Source organism: Verrucomicrobiia bacterium (assembly GCA_035629175.1).
Taxonomy (GTDB): Bacteria; Verrucomicrobiota; Verrucomicrobiia; order Limisphaerales; family DASXHY01; genus DASXHY01.
In genome coordinates this window covers 1-19,863 of record DASPIL010000072.1, presented here as the reverse complement: position 1 = coordinate 19,863, position 19,863 = coordinate 1, and the positions used below count along the sequence as shown (strand labels likewise).

At 54.4% G+C, this 19,863-nt stretch carries 7 protein-coding genes; 3 read left to right on the top strand and 4 right to left on the bottom strand.

Features of this window, described 5'->3' with window-relative positions; translation table 11 throughout:
* Positions 1-17 precede the first annotated feature (17 nt).
* The 4 genes from VEH04_13080 to VEH04_13065 form a co-directional block, all read right to left on the bottom strand.
* The gene (locus tag VEH04_13080) at positions 18-806 is read right to left on the bottom strand and encodes an ATP-binding cassette domain-containing protein (protein HYG23710.1); all 789 of its coding nucleotides are present in this window, start codon (positions 804-806) and stop codon (positions 18-20) included.
* Positions 803-1,666 carry an ABC transporter permease gene (locus VEH04_13075; protein HYG23709.1) on the bottom strand — a complete coding sequence of 288 codons (864 nt, stop codon included), beginning with the start codon at positions 1,664-1,666 and terminating at the stop codon, positions 803-805. The genes VEH04_13080 and VEH04_13075 overlap by 4 nt, the downstream gene beginning before the upstream one ends.
* 600 nt (positions 1,667-2,266) lie before the next feature.
* Positions 2,267-3,853 (bottom strand): alpha-N-arabinofuranosidase, encoded by a 1,587-nt coding sequence (locus tag VEH04_13070; GenBank protein ID HYG23708.1) that lies wholly within the window; start codon positions 3,851-3,853, stop codon positions 2,267-2,269.
* Between the two features lie 346 nt (positions 3,854-4,199).
* Positions 4,200-4,913 carry a hypothetical protein gene (locus VEH04_13065; GenBank protein ID HYG23707.1) on the bottom strand — a complete coding sequence of 238 codons (714 nt, stop codon included), beginning with the start codon at positions 4,911-4,913 and terminating at the stop codon, positions 4,200-4,202.
* A gap of 477 nt (positions 4,914-5,390) precedes the next feature.
* Here VEH04_13065 and VEH04_13060 point away from each other — a divergent pair, with 477 nt between their 5' ends.
* The 3 genes from VEH04_13060 to VEH04_13050 all read left to right on the top strand — a co-directional run.
* Positions 5,391-7,232, top strand: coding sequence for a LamG domain-containing protein (locus VEH04_13060; protein ID HYG23706.1), 1,842 nt, complete (start codon positions 5,391-5,393; stop codon positions 7,230-7,232).
* A 581-nt stretch (positions 7,233-7,813) separates the two neighbouring features.
* Positions 7,814-11,665 (top strand): LamG-like jellyroll fold domain-containing protein, encoded by a 3,852-nt coding sequence (locus tag VEH04_13055; protein HYG23705.1) that lies wholly within the window; start codon positions 7,814-7,816, stop codon positions 11,663-11,665.
* Positions 11,666-11,676: 11 nt separating this feature from the next.
* On the top strand, positions 11,677-19,863 hold an 8,187-nt coding region (locus VEH04_13050), incomplete at its 3' end, for a DUF6531 domain-containing protein (GenBank protein HYG23704.1).

Sequence of the window (19,863 nt, the reverse complement as noted above, 5' to 3'; positions counted from 1 at the left end):
GTTTGGTTAAGTGTGCTTCAAACCGAATGCTGCGCCGATGTCATGAATTCACGCACCTGCTGGTCCATGGAACGCTCCACCTCACTCCACGCTCCGAGCACCTCAAGCCGCTTGTCCTTGATAATTGCAAACTGATGCCCCCTGTTGCGCCAGATCCGCAGGTCATCGGTCGTTACCAGCAGCGTCATAGGCGTGGAACCGTACCATGCAGGTCCCGCTGCAAGTTCACCGAGGAAGTTCAACCACCAGCTCCGATGCCGCAGATCAAGGCCGCCCAAAGGGTTGTCCATGATCACCACCTCGGGCCGGAGAATGAGTGTCCGCGCGAGACCCACGCGCTGTTGCCAGGTTCGGCCAATTGCACCGGGAGTGTTGTCGGCAAATGCCGAAAGATCCATCAGGTCCAACAGCCGCCGCACTTCGTCGCGCGATTCCGCTGGCGAAAGATCGCGATGATAACGCAGCGGCAGCGCGATATTTTCTGAAACGGTAAGGTGGTTCAGCAGCTGTCCACCATCGAAGACCAAGCCGAGTTTCAGCCGTTCGGCGAGGCGGTTTTCATCGAACATGGGCATCGGCTCGTTGTTGAATCGATACGTTCCCGAAAGCGGCGGCATCAAACCCGCAGCCAGGAGCGCGAGATCCGTTTTTCCCGAACCCTGCAGGCCGCCGACCACCCAGAACTCCCCGCGGTTCACCGACCAGTTCACATCGCTGATCATGACCGCGTCGGGATCGCGCAACGCCCCCACTGCGACTCCGCGCATCTCAAGAACTGGAACTGAAGTGGCGGCGGAAACATTCATGCGACGACGAGATAAATCAGGATGAACACGGCATCCAGAAGCACACAGGCAATCACGCTTTGCGCCACGGCGCGCACTGTCGCAAACGAAACCTCCTCCAGCCGCAGAGGCTGGGCCAGCCCGTGATAGCAGGTGACCAATGCAATGATGAATCCAAACAACAAGGTCTTGAGCGCAAGCAACGCGAAGTCGAGTCCCGACAGGGCGCCGGCCAGTTGCCGAAAATAATCGCCGGGCCGAAGCGGCACGTCCTGCAGAAACGCCCAAAGGTAACCGCTCGCAAGAGTTCCCAGAATGAGATAGACGGTCAGCGCAAACAACCCGACTGCCATTCCGATCACTCGCGGCACGACAAAATAATGAATCGGATCAATCCCCAAGGCTTCCAGCGCCTCGACTTCACCCGTGGCGCGGGCGGTGCCGAGTTCGATCACGTTTGCAGCGCCGACGCGTGAAAGAATGAGCAACGCCGCGATCAAGGGCCCCAATTCCCGCACCACAACAATCACCATGATGGTTCCGAGATAATTGATTGCCCCAAACCGTGTTGCCCACGAGACGGTCTGTCCAATCACAACAAGGCCAGTCGCGCCCGCGAGAAACAGGAACATGGGAAGCAGCCGAACTCCGGACCGCGAGATTTGAAAGACGATGAGCGGGCGGATCAATTTGCGAGCGACCCCCATTTTGGTAAGCAACACGCCAAGCGTGATCAGGGTGAAGGCGCCCAGTCCCTGGATCGTGAGCAGGAATCGAAATAATTTCCGGCCGAGAAAGTTCGAGTAGGAACGGGGCAGCGGCATGCGCGAGATGAAGCGCACCTGCGGTGAATCAAACGTGCTGGCGTTGCCCTTCTGCACGGGCGAAAGCTATGTTCTGCCGCCGCAAGGGTCAAAGGGGAACTTCAACCCGCCGCCCCGCAGTGACGCTTCTTCTCAGCCGAAACCTCGTCCCATGGGGGACAATCACAGCACACACACGGCGAGAGATGAGGATGGGACCAAGGGACCAAAGGACCAAAGGACGAAGGGACGACGCACCGCGGAAGAACTCAACTCTCAACCAAAGACCCTCAACCCTTAACCATCAACCAACTACGGACAACGGGCTCTCAGTGATCTCTGCGTGTTCCTGTTCAAAGCCTCTCCTCCGCGCCCTTCGCGGCCTTCGCGTGAGGTTATTTTGTTTGACCCCGGACGGCGGTATAAGCACGACAGGCACAGCGGTCTTGGCTGCTTGCGGCGCTGATCATTCGCGAATCGCTGTGAAACGTTTCATTGCATTCACCCTTCCCACGCCGGGTTTCGTGTGGTTCGCGTGATTCGTGGTTAAATGCTGTCTTGCCTTTTCCGTATCCGCGTGGATCCGTGTCCATCCGTGGTTAAAGCCCTCTCTTCAATTCGCTAAAATTGGGTAATTCGCGTAACCCGTTTTGGCACCGAAACGGACACGTCCAACCATTAATGCAGCGAAAGAACCACCACCGACTTCGGCGGCAGTGTGGTCGTAAATCCCGAATCGTTCACCTTGCAATCGTTGAAAGGCGCAGGCTTCACCACGTGGGGATTGTCGAACGTGTTGTGTGAGTTGATCGCAGGAGCCGTCAACACCCGGCCACTCACCTTTTTGCCGCCCAAACCCGCCAATTCACAGGCGACCTCTGCAGCCTCGTTCGGATTCAAATTGGCAAGCGTCACATGAATTCTCCCCGCTTTATCCCTCGATGCCGACGCGTGGATTTGTGGAACTTCCTGCGATTGCGAGATGTATCGCCTCGACGAAATCGTCGCGGGCAGCAACGTCGCATCATGGTGAACGGAGTACATTTCAAACACGTGAAACGTTGGCGTCAGCACCATCTTTTCCTTGTGGGTCAGGATCATCGCTTGCAGCACGTTCACCGTTTGGGCGATGTTTGCCATCGTCACGCGATCGCAATGTTCGTTGAAGATGTTCAGCGAAATCGCGGCAACCAACGCATCACGCAACGTATTCTGCTGATACAGGAATCCCGGGTTCGTGCCTGGCTCCACATCGTACCACGTTCCCCATTCGTCGACGATCATCCCGATGCGCTTCTGCGGATCATATTTGTCCATGATCGCGCCGTGGCGGGTAACGAGATCGTCCATTTCAAGCGCCTTGCGCAAAGTGGTGTGCCACTCGGATTCATCAAAACGCGTTGCTGATCCTTTCTCGCGCCAGGTGCGGGGAACAGTGTAATAGTGCAGAGACAGCCCCTGCATGCGGCGGCCGACATCACGCATCACCACCTCTGTCCAATTCGTGTCCCCCCCGTTTGCGCCACATGCAAAGCGGGTCACTGGATTCGCACGATCATAGTTCTTCACGAACGTGTTGTAGCGGCGATACAAATCCGCGTAGTAATCGGGGGTCATATTGCCGCCGCAGCCCCAGCTTTCGTTGCCGACGCCAAAAAACGGAAGCTTCCACGGTTCGGCGCGCCCATTCTGGCGCCGCAGGTTGGCCATGGGGGAATCCGCACTCGACGTCATATACTCCACCCACTCCATCATTTCCTGGACCGTTCCGCTTCCGACGTTTCCACACACATAAGGTGCTGCACCGATCTGTTCGCAGAGGTCCATGAACTCGTGCGTTCCGAAGTGATTATTCTCCACCACGCCTCCCCAATGCGTATTGATCATGGACGGCCGTTTTTCCCGCGGCCCTATGCCATCCTTCCAATGATACTCATCTGCAAAACATCCGCCCGGCCAGCGCAGAACGGGAATCTTCAGCGCACGCAAAGCATTGGCAACATCGTTGCGAATGCCGCGCGTGTTGGGAATTGGACTGTCTGGCCCGACCCAGATGCCTTCGTAAATGCAGCGGCCCAGATGTTCCGCGAAGTGGCCGTAAATGTTGCGATTGATGATATTTGTGCCCTGCGTGCTCAGGACGATGCGATTGGCGTTGGCTGATGTCGCATTCGTCGAGACATTCTGCGCCCGAGCGGGAGCGCCTGAAGAGGCCACGGCCATGGCGATGAACAGAACCAGGGAACGGAATGTTCGGGAGGTCATGGCGCTAATTCACCGCAATAAACCGCCATTGGCAAGCGCTCAGTGTGATGTAGCCCAGCGTTCCAAATGATTGCAGTTGCTGATCCGACTCCAAGTCGGTGCTCCCGACGAAATAATTTTTCCCTCGCAACGAAACCAGCTTTCAATCCGAGCGAACTCGTGCTGATCGTGGATCGAATACCTTGGAAAATAGGAGCAACGCAAGGACCACGAAATGCATACCCGGCGACTTCGACCGCTCCTTGGCAATTTGCGGAGCGCAGCGAATGCCAGGAAGCACCCTGCGAAGCTTCGGCGATGACAATCCGCGCTGAAATGCCATCGCCGAGTCGCCCCCTGTCACTCTTCAGGCAGCTTTTAGAGCTTCCGCGTCGGGTTCGGGAGCGGGTTCGGGAGCGGATGCGTGCGCGGGCGAGCTCATCACAATCCGGGCGGATTGATATTCCGCATAAAACTCCGGATGCGATGATTCGAACTTCACCATCATCGCATCCAGCCTGAGTTTCAGGAGATCGTCGAGGCGACCGAACAAGCTGGCCAGTTCGGCTGTGGCGGCAGCGCGGGCAGCGCGAGCCTGGAGCGGAGCCGACTGTACGGATTCGAACTCTGCCACCAACGTTTTCAAGGTCTTCAGGTCGGAGGAATTGATATTCGCCTTTTTAGCGAGGTCCTCCCGATGTTGTTCAGCAAGCGCCAGAATGGACTTGCATCGAGTCAACACGTTCGCCTCGCGTCCATCAGCAATCGCGCATTTACTGAAACCTGCCTGTGCCGCAAGCGCCGCATTATCGGTTAATGATGCGAGAGCGACCATGCCGGAGCTGACTGCGAACGCGGACGCGACCATGCCTTCTCGCACAGCTGCCTTTTGGGCGGTGGTGCCGGTGAGGGCCGTTTGCCGCTGGGCAGCGGAGCAAATGGAATCGATGATCGCCTTAAATTCGGCGACTGATTCCTCGAAGGGTGGGATATCCTGCCACATCGGCACGTGGTCAGGGTGCTGAAGACAGGCGAGAGTGGCGCCTGCCATTTTCAGTTTGTTATTTTGGATACGTTGCATAGGTCCTTATTAGTTAGGTTAGGGCACGGAGACAGGCCTTCTCGTTAGTTATTAAGGCTGTCGCTGCTCCGATCGGCAGGCAAAAAAGCTTGCCCTGTGCCATTAGCGCAAGTCATTGGGCATCAACAGAAAGATAAGCGTGTGCCGAAGAAAGCCGTCGATATTGTCCAGTTTTCGCGCAGCACAGCGTGGGATTTCTATACAAGTTTCATCCCGGAGCGGGTGGGACCCATCATGTTCGAGATCAGTCCTTGCCCGGCATCCGTTTGTCCATTGCATATTGAACGCGCCAATCCACCCGTGCTCAGAATGGAGAAACGGCCTACAGCGATTCGGAACCCGAAGATCTCCCTATCGTATCTCTTGTTCGTTCTCGCCAAAAAATGAAAGATTTTTGAAAGATTTCCCGTCTTCGTCCGTATAGATGCGCAAGCCGCTGCTAATCTCGTCAATGGTTGGTGGCGCATTTGCAACGTTTTGAGGAACATCAACAACATCCCAAGAATCAGCGACATGAAAATACCTATTGTTTGTTTAAGCGTGTTGGCGTCTGCGTGCATCAGTAAAGCGGCAACGGCTTCAGTGACCGTTCCAGCGACGGCCGGGTTTGTGAATTCGAGTCTGACGGTTTCGGCGGGAGATTGTGTCAGTATAACATCAACCGGTAGTTGGAAATGGGGAGCATCCTCGCCATCAGTCGGTCCAAACGGCGCCTTTTATGCACTCGATATTCCGAACACACCCATGCAGAACGGCATGAACGGGCAGCTCATCGGAGTGATCGGCACACCGGGATCAGATCCATATTTTGCTGTCGGGAGTTCGGCTTATTTTCGGGCGGTGAGTTCCGGCGATCTGCTGCTCGGCATCAACGACTTTGTCCTAAACGACAACTCTGGAACAGTCACATCTCAGGTTAACGTGGTGTCGTGCTACACAGCGCCGTCAAATATCGTGGCGTTCTGGAAAGGAGAGGACAATGCCATGGACAGCGTGGGAGGCAACAATGGAGCGCCCTTAAACATTTCGTATTCCGATGGCATCGTTGAACGGGCATTTCGGTTTAGTGGCACGAATAGCGGAATCGTAGTGCCACCGTCAAAGCGTCTCGACGTAGGGACCACCACTGGGTTCACGATCGAAGGATGGATTGCGCCTACCGCCGTTGCCAATCTTAACCAATGGTTATTCGGCTGGCGCGAGGGCAGTGACACGTACGGCGCTTGTGTCAAACTCTCGCAAGCACCCTCAGCCGGCCAAGGCGCGGGATCGATCTGCATCAACATCATCGATGTCAACGGGACGCCTCATGTTCTTTCAACATCACCCCTGATTGTTGATTACGCTTTCCATCACTTGGCCGTTACCTATGACTCCAGCGGTACCGGTCTTGCGAAAATTTATGTAAACGGAACTCTGGCGGCTCAATCGTCCTTCGGTTCCTTCACACCGCAGACTTCGTATCCGTTTGTTTTCGGGTCAGCCGCTGCGAATGGGAATTACGGCGAGAGTGATTACAGAGGCTACATGGACGAAGTCGCGCTATACAGTAGAGCGCTCAGTTCAAACGAAATATACGGAATTTTTTCAGCCGGTTGTGCTGGCAAGTGCCCGCCGCAGCTGAGCGCTGTTTCCTCTCTGACCAACCTGGTTTCACTATGGAAAGCAGAATTCAATGCAGAAGATAGTGTCGGCTCCAACGACGGGACTGCAACCGCGATCTCGTACGTACCTGGGGAAGTGGGCGAAAGCTTTTGGTTCACGCACACGAATATCGCATCAGGTGTAATTGCGCCGGCTTCGTCGACTTTGAATGTTGGTTTATCCAGTGGATTCACCATTGAAGCATGGGTGCATCCAGTAGATCTGGACTCCGCTAACCAGTGGCTGTTCGGCTGGCGCTATGGCAGCAACACATACGGTTCCATGGTTAAGCTGTCGCAAGATCCCGAGGCTGGACAGGGAAGTGGCTCGATTTGCGCGAACATTATCGATGTATACGGTAATCCATATATCCTCTCCTCTGGACCGATTGTTCTAGAAAACGCGTTTCAACACATTGCGGTTACCTATGATTCCAGCGGAGGAGTGGCACGAATTTTCCGCAACGGCCTCGTCGTCGCCGAAGAATCAATCGGAACGATCATGCCACAGACGTCGTATCCGTTTGTCATTGGGGTCGTCGCGAGCGGCGGATCTTATGGCGAGCATGGGTTCGCTGGAAGGATGGACGAAGTCTCGCTCTACAATCGGGCGTTGACGGTCTCCGAAGTCCAGGGGGTATTTAACGCCGGCACGGCGGGTAAACAACTGCCGTAAACTGGAACAGAAAACAAGAGACCGCGGACTTGTCCGCGGTCTCTTGATGCATTTCCATAAGCCCGGGTCGTGCAAAAAAGTCGACCGGACTGAATTCCAGACCTGCCGACTCAGTCCAGCCACACAAATTCTCTGCAAAGGCATCAAACTCCGAAAACTGCCTTCAAACATGAACTTCATCAAGAAAACCCCTTGACTCTACAGCCCACTCTCTTTTACAAAGTTCCAAATTCCAGCGTAATATCCCGGCTCGCGATAACACATGTCTGTGTCAGGACGTTGGAAAAATATTTGACTAACTAAAGGTGGCAGGGAGCTATGAGATCTCCACGGCAAACAGGAGAGTCTCGAATTTCCTCGGGCCAATTCCGTATGATATGAGAACTTGCTCTTGCTTTGGAGTGTTCCTTGTACTTTCGTTCGCAGTCCTTGCTGCACCGGTGCAAACGGATCAGGTGACCCACGCCTACCGCGTGAAGGAGCGGGGACCGCATCACCGTGTTTGGGAGAAAACTGCTTATGAACCGACGCCGGACGGCCCACTGCCACGTGTTCAGCGCTATACGGAACTCAAAACTGCGATGCATTTTCGGAATGATGACGGCCAGTGGGAGGAAGCCCAGGAGAAAATCGAGATCCTGCCGAATTCAGCTGGGGCAGTTGCGAATAAAGGACAGCACAAGGTGATCTGGCCGGCTGACGCCTCTGGAATTATCGAGATGAGTTTGCCCGGAGAAAAAGGTTGGTTACGCTCCCAGGTGATTGGTCTTGCATATCATGATTCTGACAGCGGGCAGCATGCGCTCATTGCGGAGGTGAAGAGCAGCACCGGGGAGATACATGGTGACAATGTTATTGTTTATCCCGAATGCTTTGCTGGCGATGGGTTCACTGCGAGCCTGCGATACACTTATAAGTTGGCCGAGTTCGAACAGGATGTGGTTCTTCATCAGCAGCCGCCTCCTCCTGCGGACTACGGTATGAATCCCGCAACGACAAAGTTGCAGGTTTTGACCGAATTCCTGGATCCTCCGCAACCGGTCCGAACCGCGGATTTTTTCACGTCTCATTCAGGAAAACTCATACGCGACGAGAGTCTTGGATTCGGCGCGATGACGATGGGCCGCGGAAAAGCCTTTTCCACGGACCGCGACAGCAAAGAAATACCGGTCACCAAGCAGTGGCTAACGATCGATGGGCGGGATGTGCTCGTGGAGGAGGTGCACGTGATGGATTTGCACGAGGATCTGGAGGCACTGCCCGAAGCAGACAACGCCATGAACTCGACAGTTCGTCCACGTCGGCGAACGGCGTCGTTGCAGCAGATATTGCCCGTTCGGCGTCTTGCCAGAAATCCGCTTGGTGAAATCAAAATGGCCTCGGTTTCAAAGCCAATGCGCGGCCTGGTACTTGATTATGTAACCGTTAACACGAGTCAAACGGATTACATATTCGATTCCTACAACACATTCTACATAAGCGGCAACGTCAGCCTCTGGGGAACAAACACGACATTTGAAGGCGGCACTGTGATCAAGTACGCAAGCAACGCCTCCCTTCTGGTTAATACTCCCATAACATGGCTGGGGCGCAATTACGGGCCAGTGCTAATGATATCAAAGGATGACAATCGCGCGGGTGAGAATTTACCTGGCGCTTCCGGCAATCCAGGAAACGGCCAGTACGCCAGGACCGCATTGCACTTGAATGCCGGCGTTTCCGCAAGCGATTATGAATTGTGGAACCTGCGGATCGCAAACGCGCAAACCGCGGTGGCAATCAACGGCGGTTCAACGCATACATTCGGCAACGTCCAGGTGCTCAATAGCGGTGTGGGATTCGCCGTGACGAATACAACAATTAAAGTTCAAAACGCCCTGCTTGTCCGTGTCCTTACCAACTTCACCGGCAACGGCGCTGTGGGTCATGTTGAGCACCTTACATCTCACACGGCATCTTGGTTGAACCACAACCTGGGCACAAACTTTTTCGTGACGAACAGCTTGTTGATCGCCGTTACCAACACCGCTCCATTCGCGCACGAGGCTGTGAGTGTTCATTCCAGCAGCGACGGAATTTTTCACACTGTTGGGGCCGCAGATCATTATCTCCCTTCCGGAAGCACGAATCGCAACTCCGGTGTCACGGCGATCACGCCGAGGCTTTCGGCGGAACTAAGACGAAAAACCACTTTCCCGCCAACGGTGTTCTCAAACGAGATATTTTCTGTCGAAAGCACCTTTGGCCCTATCGTCGAAAGGGAGTTGGACATTCCAGATCGGGGGTTCCATTACGATGCCTTGGATTATGTGTTTGGGGGCGTGACTGCGAACACAAACATCACGTTCGCTCCCGGGACTGCTGTAGGATGGTTCGAACTGCCGGGATCAAGCGGCCCTGGCTATGGCATATCGATCCCGAATGGAGTCACAGCGAGTCTGGTTGGGACCGCTGATTCGCCCTGCATCCTGGCGCGCTATTCAACAGTCCAGGAAGGGGTAAACAACACGTGGAATGAGAAAGGATGGCTTGCCGGAATCCGCGGAACGGGTTCCATGCAAACGCATAATCCGTCACGCATTGTCGCAACGTTCCTCCGGAGTTATTTGCTGGCTGCGGGGCCATGCCACTTTCGCGACTACAACAACATGCTTCGGGTTACGGCAAACCACTGCGAGTTCTACGTTGGCAATCAGGGGGGTTACAATACCCAGAGCGCATACACCAATACACTGTTCGATCGGATTTATCTGGTCAACAACACTGGGTTGTCCGCCGCGAGCTTTGTGTTACGCAACTGCACTCACTATGGTGGATGGGTTGACTTCGGCCACTCCGAGCCGTCAGCGCCTTACTGGTATTCCAGCATCAAAGATTGCACATTCGACCGCACGCTCTTTTCCATTGGCAACCCTTCGGGAGGCAACCCGCTGTACATAACGAACAGCCACAATGCTTACGTTTTTGGCGCTGCCACAGCCGTCCCAACGGGCGGCAGAAACGTCACGAACTCAACGCACAACTGGCAGGTTGGACCATTTGGCCGCTTCTATCTTCCGGCCCATTCGCCATTGATCGATGCGGGGAGCGTCGGCGCAGGCAATGTTGGGCTGCACGATTTCACAACACAGGTCCCTTTCGATTCTCCTGAGGGAAGCACACCTGTAGACATCGGATATCACAACCCGTCTCCAAACAGGTGCCTGCAGGCCGGGGATGTGATCGACCCCGGCACTCTCAATTACATGACCACAAATATTTGCACTGGGGGAAGCCCGACACTACCAGTCATGAGTTCTGCAGCGGTGTTCAGCCCGGCCCTGGTCCGTGATTGGATAAACTACGCTTACAACCTTCAACATTTCGAGACCAATACTGTTTCTTATGTTTCCGGAAATCTGGTGTTCACGCCCGCATTGCCGGCAACATTCACTCAAGCCGGGGACCACCATTTTAATGTCACGGTGACGGCGACCGCGTCGGGGACGGGATGTTCAAACCTCATTGCAAATCTGGGGCTTTTTGTGGTCAGGGTGTGGGGCACAAATCACTCGGACTATGATGGGATCTGCGACTGCCAAGAAGCTCTGGATATCACCGATCCGCAGAATTCAGACAGCGTCAAGCCTGTGGCTTTAGGGCATTGGGGATTCAACAATACCAACACGTGGGTTGGTGCACAAGGCCAGTTACCGTTGCAAACGAATGATCTCCGGGGAGTTTTTAGCTGGAACAGCAATGCAGTCCGCATCCTGAACACCGGTTCGTCGCTGGTTTATCGAGATCAAGACACTGACAATTGCAATGCGAATTTGGTCCTTCGCAAAGGATCGATTCGATTCTGGTTTAAACCGCTTTGGACCAGCCTAAATGCGGGTGGAACTGGACCACAGACTGAATCGCGTCTGCTGGAAGTTGGCAGCAAGGGAACGACCAACGGGTGGTTCGCGATCGGATTGCATCCGACTGGAACAAACCTATGGTTCGCCACCCAGACCAACACCGCCGGAACTCTGATAACAAATGTATCCACGTCTGTGCAATGGACTTCGAACCTTTGGCAGCAGGTCGTTCTCACGTATTCCAGCAACGGAACGGCACTATATATTAATGGAAACCTTGCAGCGGTTGGGTCGGGCGTAACGGCTCACCCCGGGCTGGCCGCGCGGGCTCTCGGGTTCTCGCTTGGAAGCAGCCGATCTGCGGGCCTGCAGGCGAAGGGAGTGTTCGATAATCTTCAGACCTTCAACTATTGCCTGGACCCTGAAACCATAGGAGCCGATTTTCATTTCGATATCAGCCTCGATAGTGACGGTGACGGATGGCCTGACTTAATTGAGGATTTTCTGGGGTCAAGCCCGCACCTGGCTGGATCTATGCCAGCCTCGATCACGATCGATTCGCCTGCAAACGGTTCCACTGTATCTCGATAGGCTCCACTCCCATGAACCCGCCTCCACTCTATTCACTATTGTTTGGGCACATCCTTTTGCTCTGCGCCTTGGTTCCAGCTTGTCTGAGCGGATTTAGCCAGAATCTTCTCACAAACATGGAGAATCGGACAATAATTGCTTGCGGCTCACAGTTCGGGCTGATGGTTCGACATGATGGGACGGTTTGGGGTTGGGGCGGCGATAGCCATGGACAGCTCGCGGGTCTCTATAACTCACCGGACGGAGGATGGATTGACTATCCGAGAAGGATCCCGGCGATTCTAGGCGCTGTTTCCGTCGCAGCCGGAAGCCGTCACTCGCACGTTCTGAAATGGGATGGATCGGTCTGGTCGTTTGGAGCAAACGAAGACGGCCAACTCGGATTGGGAGATACGCTCGACCGTCACACGCCGAGACAAATTCCCAATCTCACAGCGCGAGATATCGATGCCGGTTTCAAGTTTTCCGTTGCCATTCTTCCGAACGGCCGCTTAGTGAGCTGGGGACAGAATGACCAGGGGCAGCTTGGAATTGGCTCTAAGTCGCCGGGAAAGGTCACTTTGCCGGTTTCAGTGATGACCGTGACCAATGCTATTCGAATTGCATGCGGAATGGATCACGCGTTAGCCCTTTCTTCAGATGGATCGGTTTGGGCATGGGGTGATAACGGCGGGGGGCAGCTTGGCGATGACAACATCCCAATAGGAGCTGACCGAGCAAGTCCCATTCTGATTCCAAATTTAGATGGCGTCATGGAAATTGCCGCAGGCGAGGACTTTTCAATGGCACTCAGGACTAATGGAACCGTTTGGGTTTGGGGTAAGGGCGAGAGTGGAAGACTGGGCCTTGGCAACCAAAATAATCGGTTGGTTCCGACTATGAACTCATCGCTCAGCAACATATGCCAGATTCGGGCCGGATCGCGCCAAGGGTATGCGCTCGATCGCGACGGAAAAATGTGGGTGTGGGGTCGAAACGGAAACGAGGATTGGTATTGGGGACTCGGCTTTTGCGGTTCGGACTATCGACTTTCCCCGACAGTGGTATCTAACCCTGCTAAGGTGCTCTATATCGGAAAAACTGGGCCCAAGCGTTATGACGAGCTCGACTTTAATGACGACGACTTCACGACATTCCACACATCAGCTTGCCTGGACAGTAGCGGGACACTGAAATACTGGGGGGCACGTCCATTAGGCAGTGGGATGACCTTTGAATGCACGCCGGTCGCGTATGGTGCCGGCCTCGATTGGGGATATTCTCGTAACTGGTCTTCTACGAAGGTGCATCCCGGCGCCTATCGGCGTGGGAGTGAAACAAATGCTGATTTTGCATCTTTCGTGATTCCGTTGGATTTCCAGACCGGGCAATTGCTGGCGCCAAGCGGCGGAATAGTGACTAACCTGCTTCCTTTTTTTACAAATGCACCACTCGCGTATCATTATAACGAGACAAACTCGGGTGCGAACGGTCAGACCCATCTTCCACTCCGCATTCCGACTCAAAATCCCATCGTTGCGTTCGGTTCTCGTGTCGGCGGCTCCTCACTTTTTGCCGAACGGTCGTATCGCTTTGTCGTGTTCAGCGGATGTCCAGCGATTACAAACGACTATCCTTTCCTGAACCAGTATTCGAACGCTCTGAAGATTGACGTCTATTCTCGCGCCACCTTCGCTCTCGTCGGATCGACGGATGTGGCCATACCCCACTACCTTCTCACCAACAACGCATGGTCTACTTTCCTGACCAATGGTCTCAAACAGTCTGTCACCGCTTTTGGCCTTACAACAACGCTTTCAACTCGCGAGTATCCGTTTGCTTACGGCGTTACCAACAACGGCGTCCTTGAATTGACTCACGAGGCACGTGATGTGGCGACAAATTATATATTCGTTGTAAAATTCAAGGGTCAGGGCGCTAACGGTTGGATGTCTTTGTCTGGGAGTCACACTCCCACTTGGACGCCACTCTACAGTGCTGAGTTCATTCCTGCCCCCCCATGGAATATTCGGTTTCTTTCGCAGATTCACTTTGAAGGGAAGCCGTTGCCTCCGTTGTATGATGGAAAGTCGCTCGACGAGATATTGGATACCAAATTGGTGGTAAGCAACGTCGTGCAGGTCCCGCAGCCGGTTGGAACGTACACCAATCTCGACCAAAGCCCCGAACTTAGGCGTCATCCGACTCTCGACGATTTTGTTCAGTCCATGAAGCATGACCCAATGGCTCTCGCGCGGTTTGTGCAAAACGAAATTGACCTTACGGATGCGATCGACCCGTTGGGCACAAATCAAATCATGAAAGGAATGGTTCGCCTCGGTGGAGTAAACCGGAGCGCACTGGCCACTTTTCTGGAGCGTCAAGGCTCACCGGTTGAACAATGCGCCCTGCTCGTCTACCTGATGCGGCAGGCAGGCATCCCCTCGGTCTATGCATTCACCACTAATGGGGGAATGGGAATGCTGGACCGCCGTCTGAGCCGAATGCTACGCGTTCAACTCAAAGGCGCTTACGACCCCTTCACGCAACAGAGCAATTCGTACGAATACATTGCGGTCAATTACCCCTGGGTCGCTGCCTACATTGATAACCGTTGGGTTCATCTGTTTCCCTGGATAAAAGACACGGAAATCATTGAGGGACCCAACCTTTATGATTTTATGCCGCCGGAGTATGACACGCCGATGGAATGGGTGATTGGCTATATCCAAAACCGAGCAGAAGTTATAAGCTTTGGCGGGCCAGCTGACGCTCCCGAAACGTTATTTCCACGGTTCGCACGGCAGTATCTAGCGACAAACGCTCCAGGAATTTCCTACGATGAAATGGGAGTGCGATGTGTAAACCGCCGGAAAGCGTACAATTCCTGGGACGAGTTCCCTACCCCCACGATTCTCGCTCCCACTAATCGAATAGCCGAATCGCTTTCGGATTCTATCCTCACTTCGCCGACGTTTACGAGTTGGAATCCCTTCCTTTTTCCATCGGGGCATATTTTTAACACCGTCCAGATCGAAGTGCTTCGCTTCGGCACTAATATCATGAACACCTCTGGCCTCCGCACGTGTGATATACACAATAGGCCGTTACTGCTCGTGCACGACAGAGCCACGTCGGATCCGGATTCCAACCTCCGATTGAAACTCTATTTGGCGCCATATCGATCCGGAGTCACGGTAACGAACAGTTTCACAAACGGGTCAATTGTCAACGCCCAGGTGCTCACGTTCCCCAATCCAGGAACCGACGTGAGCGTGAAGGTCACCCTCAATCGCTACCGCGTGTTGGACAATCCCGATACGGTTAGTCGGACAATGAAAATATCGCGGGGGGATCTCAACGCCCTTTGTTTAAATTTCGGACGTGTTTCCAAGGAGATGTTGGAGCCGCTCGCCCGGAACGTCTGGGAAATGGAACGACAGATCAAAGCGACTCCCTCGATAACAAACAAGCTAGCTGTTGAGCAGTATCATGGGCCCCTCACCTATCTCATGGGCATGGCCTATTATGAAAAATGCAACCGTTTTCTTCCTGAACTCGCGCGGATTCACCGAAGGACCCCAGTTGCCACCGTGGCCATCGGGTCAGCCCGTCTGATTGCAAAAGTGCAACAGAACGGGAATCTTCCAGACGGCCCTATGATATATGTTCAGCCGAGCGTGGACATGTTTTTTAACCAGCGCTATACGGCCTTATGTCCAACGTCGCGCCCGGACTCGCCAGAAGAAGTGAATTTTGGAAACGACGGCTTCAACCTGTTGTCGATCGTCGATGCCTCCGCCAAAGAGCATGAAATCATCAACAGCTTCTATCAGCAGGCTGATGCAATCTCGACGGTCCGACTGCTGCAGCTTGCTTCACGTCGAAATTCGACCAACTCAAACAAGAAGCCCATTTTGCTTGTCAATCAGGGGAACGTGCGTCTCGTGGAAACCAATTCATTCTTCGGTGGTTACTCACCCAACAGGATTGATTCCGCCATCTGGGATCGTGTGATTGAAGGCGTAATCGGCAGCAGCGAGAGCCAGGCATTTGTGACACCGGGTAGTATCGCCAGCGACGGCGGAGACTATACAGGTACAGGAGCGTTAATCATCGATCGTAATGGCACATACTCCGCCCTCATCAGCGGAAATGCCAATGGAGGTTGGGGTGCTTACATCCCGGATACTTCCCTGATGGCAGGTAACCTGTGGAACGTCTCTTTGAATGTGAACTGGGCGGGAAACTATTCAGTCAACTATTCCACTCCAAGCAGCACATATCATCCTTTCGCCTACGAGACGTTCAACGCTTCCCAGACCTGGAGCGTTTATCAACATTCGCTGGCAGGCGGTTACACTTACACCCCATTTCAAAACCAATGGGCTTTTCAAGCGGCGGGATACCTCAACGTTGGTGGAAGCGGGTTCAACCAGACTTATGCAAATAGTACTTTCTTCGGCGAATCCCGGTCGTTTCTAGGCTGGGTGGGAGACGCCCTCAAGCAGGCTTGGTCTGCGGTCTCCGATCCTGTCCATGCGGTTTCCGGGGAGTTTTATGTTGATACAGTGGACCTGACGTTGGTGGGTCCCTTGCCACTCGAGGTTCGCCGCAACTATTCAAGTCACAACACGGCCGACAACCAGTTTGGATTCGGTTGGAAGATGGCCTTTACGCCATACATCAGCGTCACAACCAATGGCACGGTAATGTATGCAGCAGAGCCCGACGGCTGTGTCCTTGCTTATGAACCAACATCAACAAACAATAACCTGTGGGTTCCGACACTCCTCCGAAACCCGAGCCTCGTCAATTATCGGACTGAAGGTGTGGGTTCCACTGCAAACCTGCTTTTGTCCCGAATCGAGCGGAAGGAAGAGGCTACAAAGACCAATTTTTACCTGCTGAGCCCGAACGGCGATGTAAGGCGTTACCAGCTGCTGGCGTTCCCCATAGACCTAGGCACAAACTTTCTTGAAAGAAGCCGTCCCTACCTGGCGGAATGGCGGGACAGTCGCAGCAACAGCCTCATCTTCACGTATGGCACCAACGAACTTGCAACCGACTTTGGGGAATTGATCCGTGTGGACAGTTCGAGCGGCGGCTACCTCCAATTCCGGTATGATGTATACGGGCATATTGTTGAGGCATTTTCCGGTGATGGCCGCCACCTTCAATACCGTTACGACGACTTCGGTGATTTAGTTAAGGTGACATTGCCGGACGCCTCGGAGATTGCGTACGAGTACCAGCATAGCACCCAATCCGTCACGAATTCCGGCAAAGTCACCGAGGAGCCGTACTCCATGCACCTGTTGTCGTATGAATTGAAGCCGGAGGGCCGAATGCTGAGGAATGTCTATGACTCACAGCGCCGGGTGACGATACAAGCCGCAACCGTAGGGTCTGATCTCAACCTCGTCACCAACGCGCAGTTCATTTACAACAACAACTTCGTCCTGACAAACTCGTTCACCAACGGCATCACGGGGCACACGCTCATCACAGATGTTTTCAACAAGGTCACGCGTTATGATTACACGAACAGCCGGATCACGAAGATTACCGATCCACTCAGTCAGACGATCACGCAGCAGTGGTATGACGAAAACCCCTCGCAGCCCGGGTATTATCCCCGGAGCATTTGGAAGAAGCAGGACAAGCGGGGGCTTTGGACGGAGTATCGGTACGACCAGTTTGGGAATGTCACGAACACGATCGTGACCGGCGCCCTGACGAATGGAGTGGGAACCCAGGTGTCATCATCCCGCACTGCCTACAACACGAACCAGCTTGCGATCACCATGATCGACGCGTTGGGCAACAGCAACGCGATTCACTACGACGCTTCGTTTAAATTCCTGCCGAGCCGGGTGATTTCCTACAAGTCGGCGCAGCCGATGGTCACGAATGCGATGTTCTACGGCAGCGTGACGAGCGTTGTGCCAGCGGGGAACCGGACCTGGACGAACCGCGCCTTTGGCATGCTGCTGCGGGAAGTGCGGGCGTTCGGTTCCCCGGACGCTGCAACCAATGAATACCGCTACAACGGCGGCGGCTTCATCACCAACGAAATTCGATACACATCGACAACGGATCCGCACGTCACGAACTGGCTGTTTTACAATGCGCGCGGGGAGTTATTCAAAAAGGTGGATGCCGCCGGGCGCACGTATCGCTTCGAGCACGACGGCCTTGGCCGTGTCATTGCCGAGGAAACGTATGAGCCGGGAGCGGGCGTTCCGCTAGGCTGGGAGTATTCCTATTACAATCACAACGGAGAGAAGACGTGGTCTGACGGGCCGCAGTATGATCCGGAGGATTACGTTTGGATGGATTACGACGGAGCTGGACGAAAGATTGTGGAAGTGCGATGGCGCAGTTGGGCCACCCCGGGCGGTCTCGTCGAAGCCGAATCTGGCGACGAGCTGTATTCAATCACTACCTATCAATATGACGCCTTCGGAAACCTGATCAGAGAAACGGACCCGGTTGGCAATTATGTGGTGATGCAGTATGACGCCATCGGCCAGCTCACGCGGAAGGTGTTTCACGATGCGAGCGGAAACGCTCTCTCCACCAATTCAGTGGCGTATGAGCCGGGAGGGGAAATTAAATTCAGCACAAATGCTTTGGGTGGCGTCACCGAGGTTTTACACACGATTGCAGGAAAGCCGTACTTCCGAAAGAATGCCGACGGCACCACCAACGGATGGAATTACGATCTGATTGGACGTCCGGTGCGTGAATACGAACCCAATGGAAGCTATTGGCAAACTACGTATTTGGATTCCGCGCGGCAACTCGGCAGGCAGTTCAAGTTGGGAACTGGAGCTGTGCTTGTCAGCATCACCAACATGTTCGATCGCCGTGGAAACACCACCACGAACATTGATGCGGCTGGGGCTGTATTCTTTTCAACGTTCGACGCCTTGGACCGGGTCAAGATTGCCGGAGGTCCGCCGGAGACTGCGCTGTCCGGCCAGCAGGTCAGCACGAATTTTTATGACGCGGCGGGGATTTGGACGACGAATCGGAACCGAATTGGCCGCATAGCGGTGACAGCCACCGACGCGCTCCAACGTCCGGTCCTGGAGGAAATTCGTGACGCCGGCAATGCGCTAGTCCGATCCAAACGCTATCTTTACTCCCACGATAAACACTACGTTGAAGAGCAAATCGGGACTTCAGCGGGTTCACTGCAAATTCTGACGAACCGCACATCTTTGGATTCGAATGGCAGAGTTGTGGCGACGGTGCGCTTCCTCGGACCTAACAACAGCCAGTTCAATAGTGCTTATGTGGCGCGGACGGTCTTTGATGCCGCCGGACGGACGGTTGCCATCTTCGATGAAATGGGCCGGGAGACCGCAATCACTTACGACGGACTGGGACGTGTTAAAACAAAACGACTCGCCGACGGCGCAACCGTGACTCACACCTATAATGGCGAAGGTGGGTTGACGAGCATGTCGATGCCAGGTGGGCTCACATGGTCAGCGACCTACAATCTGGCGAACCAGCCAACGAGCGAGCGGATTTTCAACGGTGCCCAAATCACTCGGAATATCACCAATATCATCACGGCGGCCGGCCCATGGGCTGGCTTGGTGCAGCAATCCGTCGATCTTGGCAGGGCGGTGACGAACACCTTCACATACGACCTGTTTCGGCGAGTGGCAACCAACGCTGCAGGCGGCAAGGTGCCGGAACACACACTGGTGACCGTGTTTGATTATGACAAGCGGGGGGGCGTCACCAACTACGCACAAACCTCGGGTGTCAATCCGGCCACCACCGTCAAGCGCTGGCCCGACGGCTACAGCCAGGCCACCAACGAAATTGTGAGCCTTGCTGGGAATACCCTCAGCCAGTTCATACAGCTTTGGGACGCGGGTGGTCGGCGCGGGGTTTTGCAGCAGGCGGGAGCGGGTTATGGAGGCGGATTTGGGTATGGCTACCGCGTGGACAATACAATGTGGGCGGTCCAGCCCGCGGGATTCGACCTGTTCCAGTATGGGTACGAAGACAACGGGCTTTTATTCCTGCGCACCAACAACTGGCGTTTCCAACGGGTCCTGTCGCGGATGTGGAACGGCGCGCCGCATGTGCAGGCCACATGGTTGACTGGCCAAGCCCAGGCAAAGTTTGAAGAGGTGCTCAACTACTGGCCTGACGGCAAGTTGTACACCTACGGAGCGGCGCGCGATGGCATT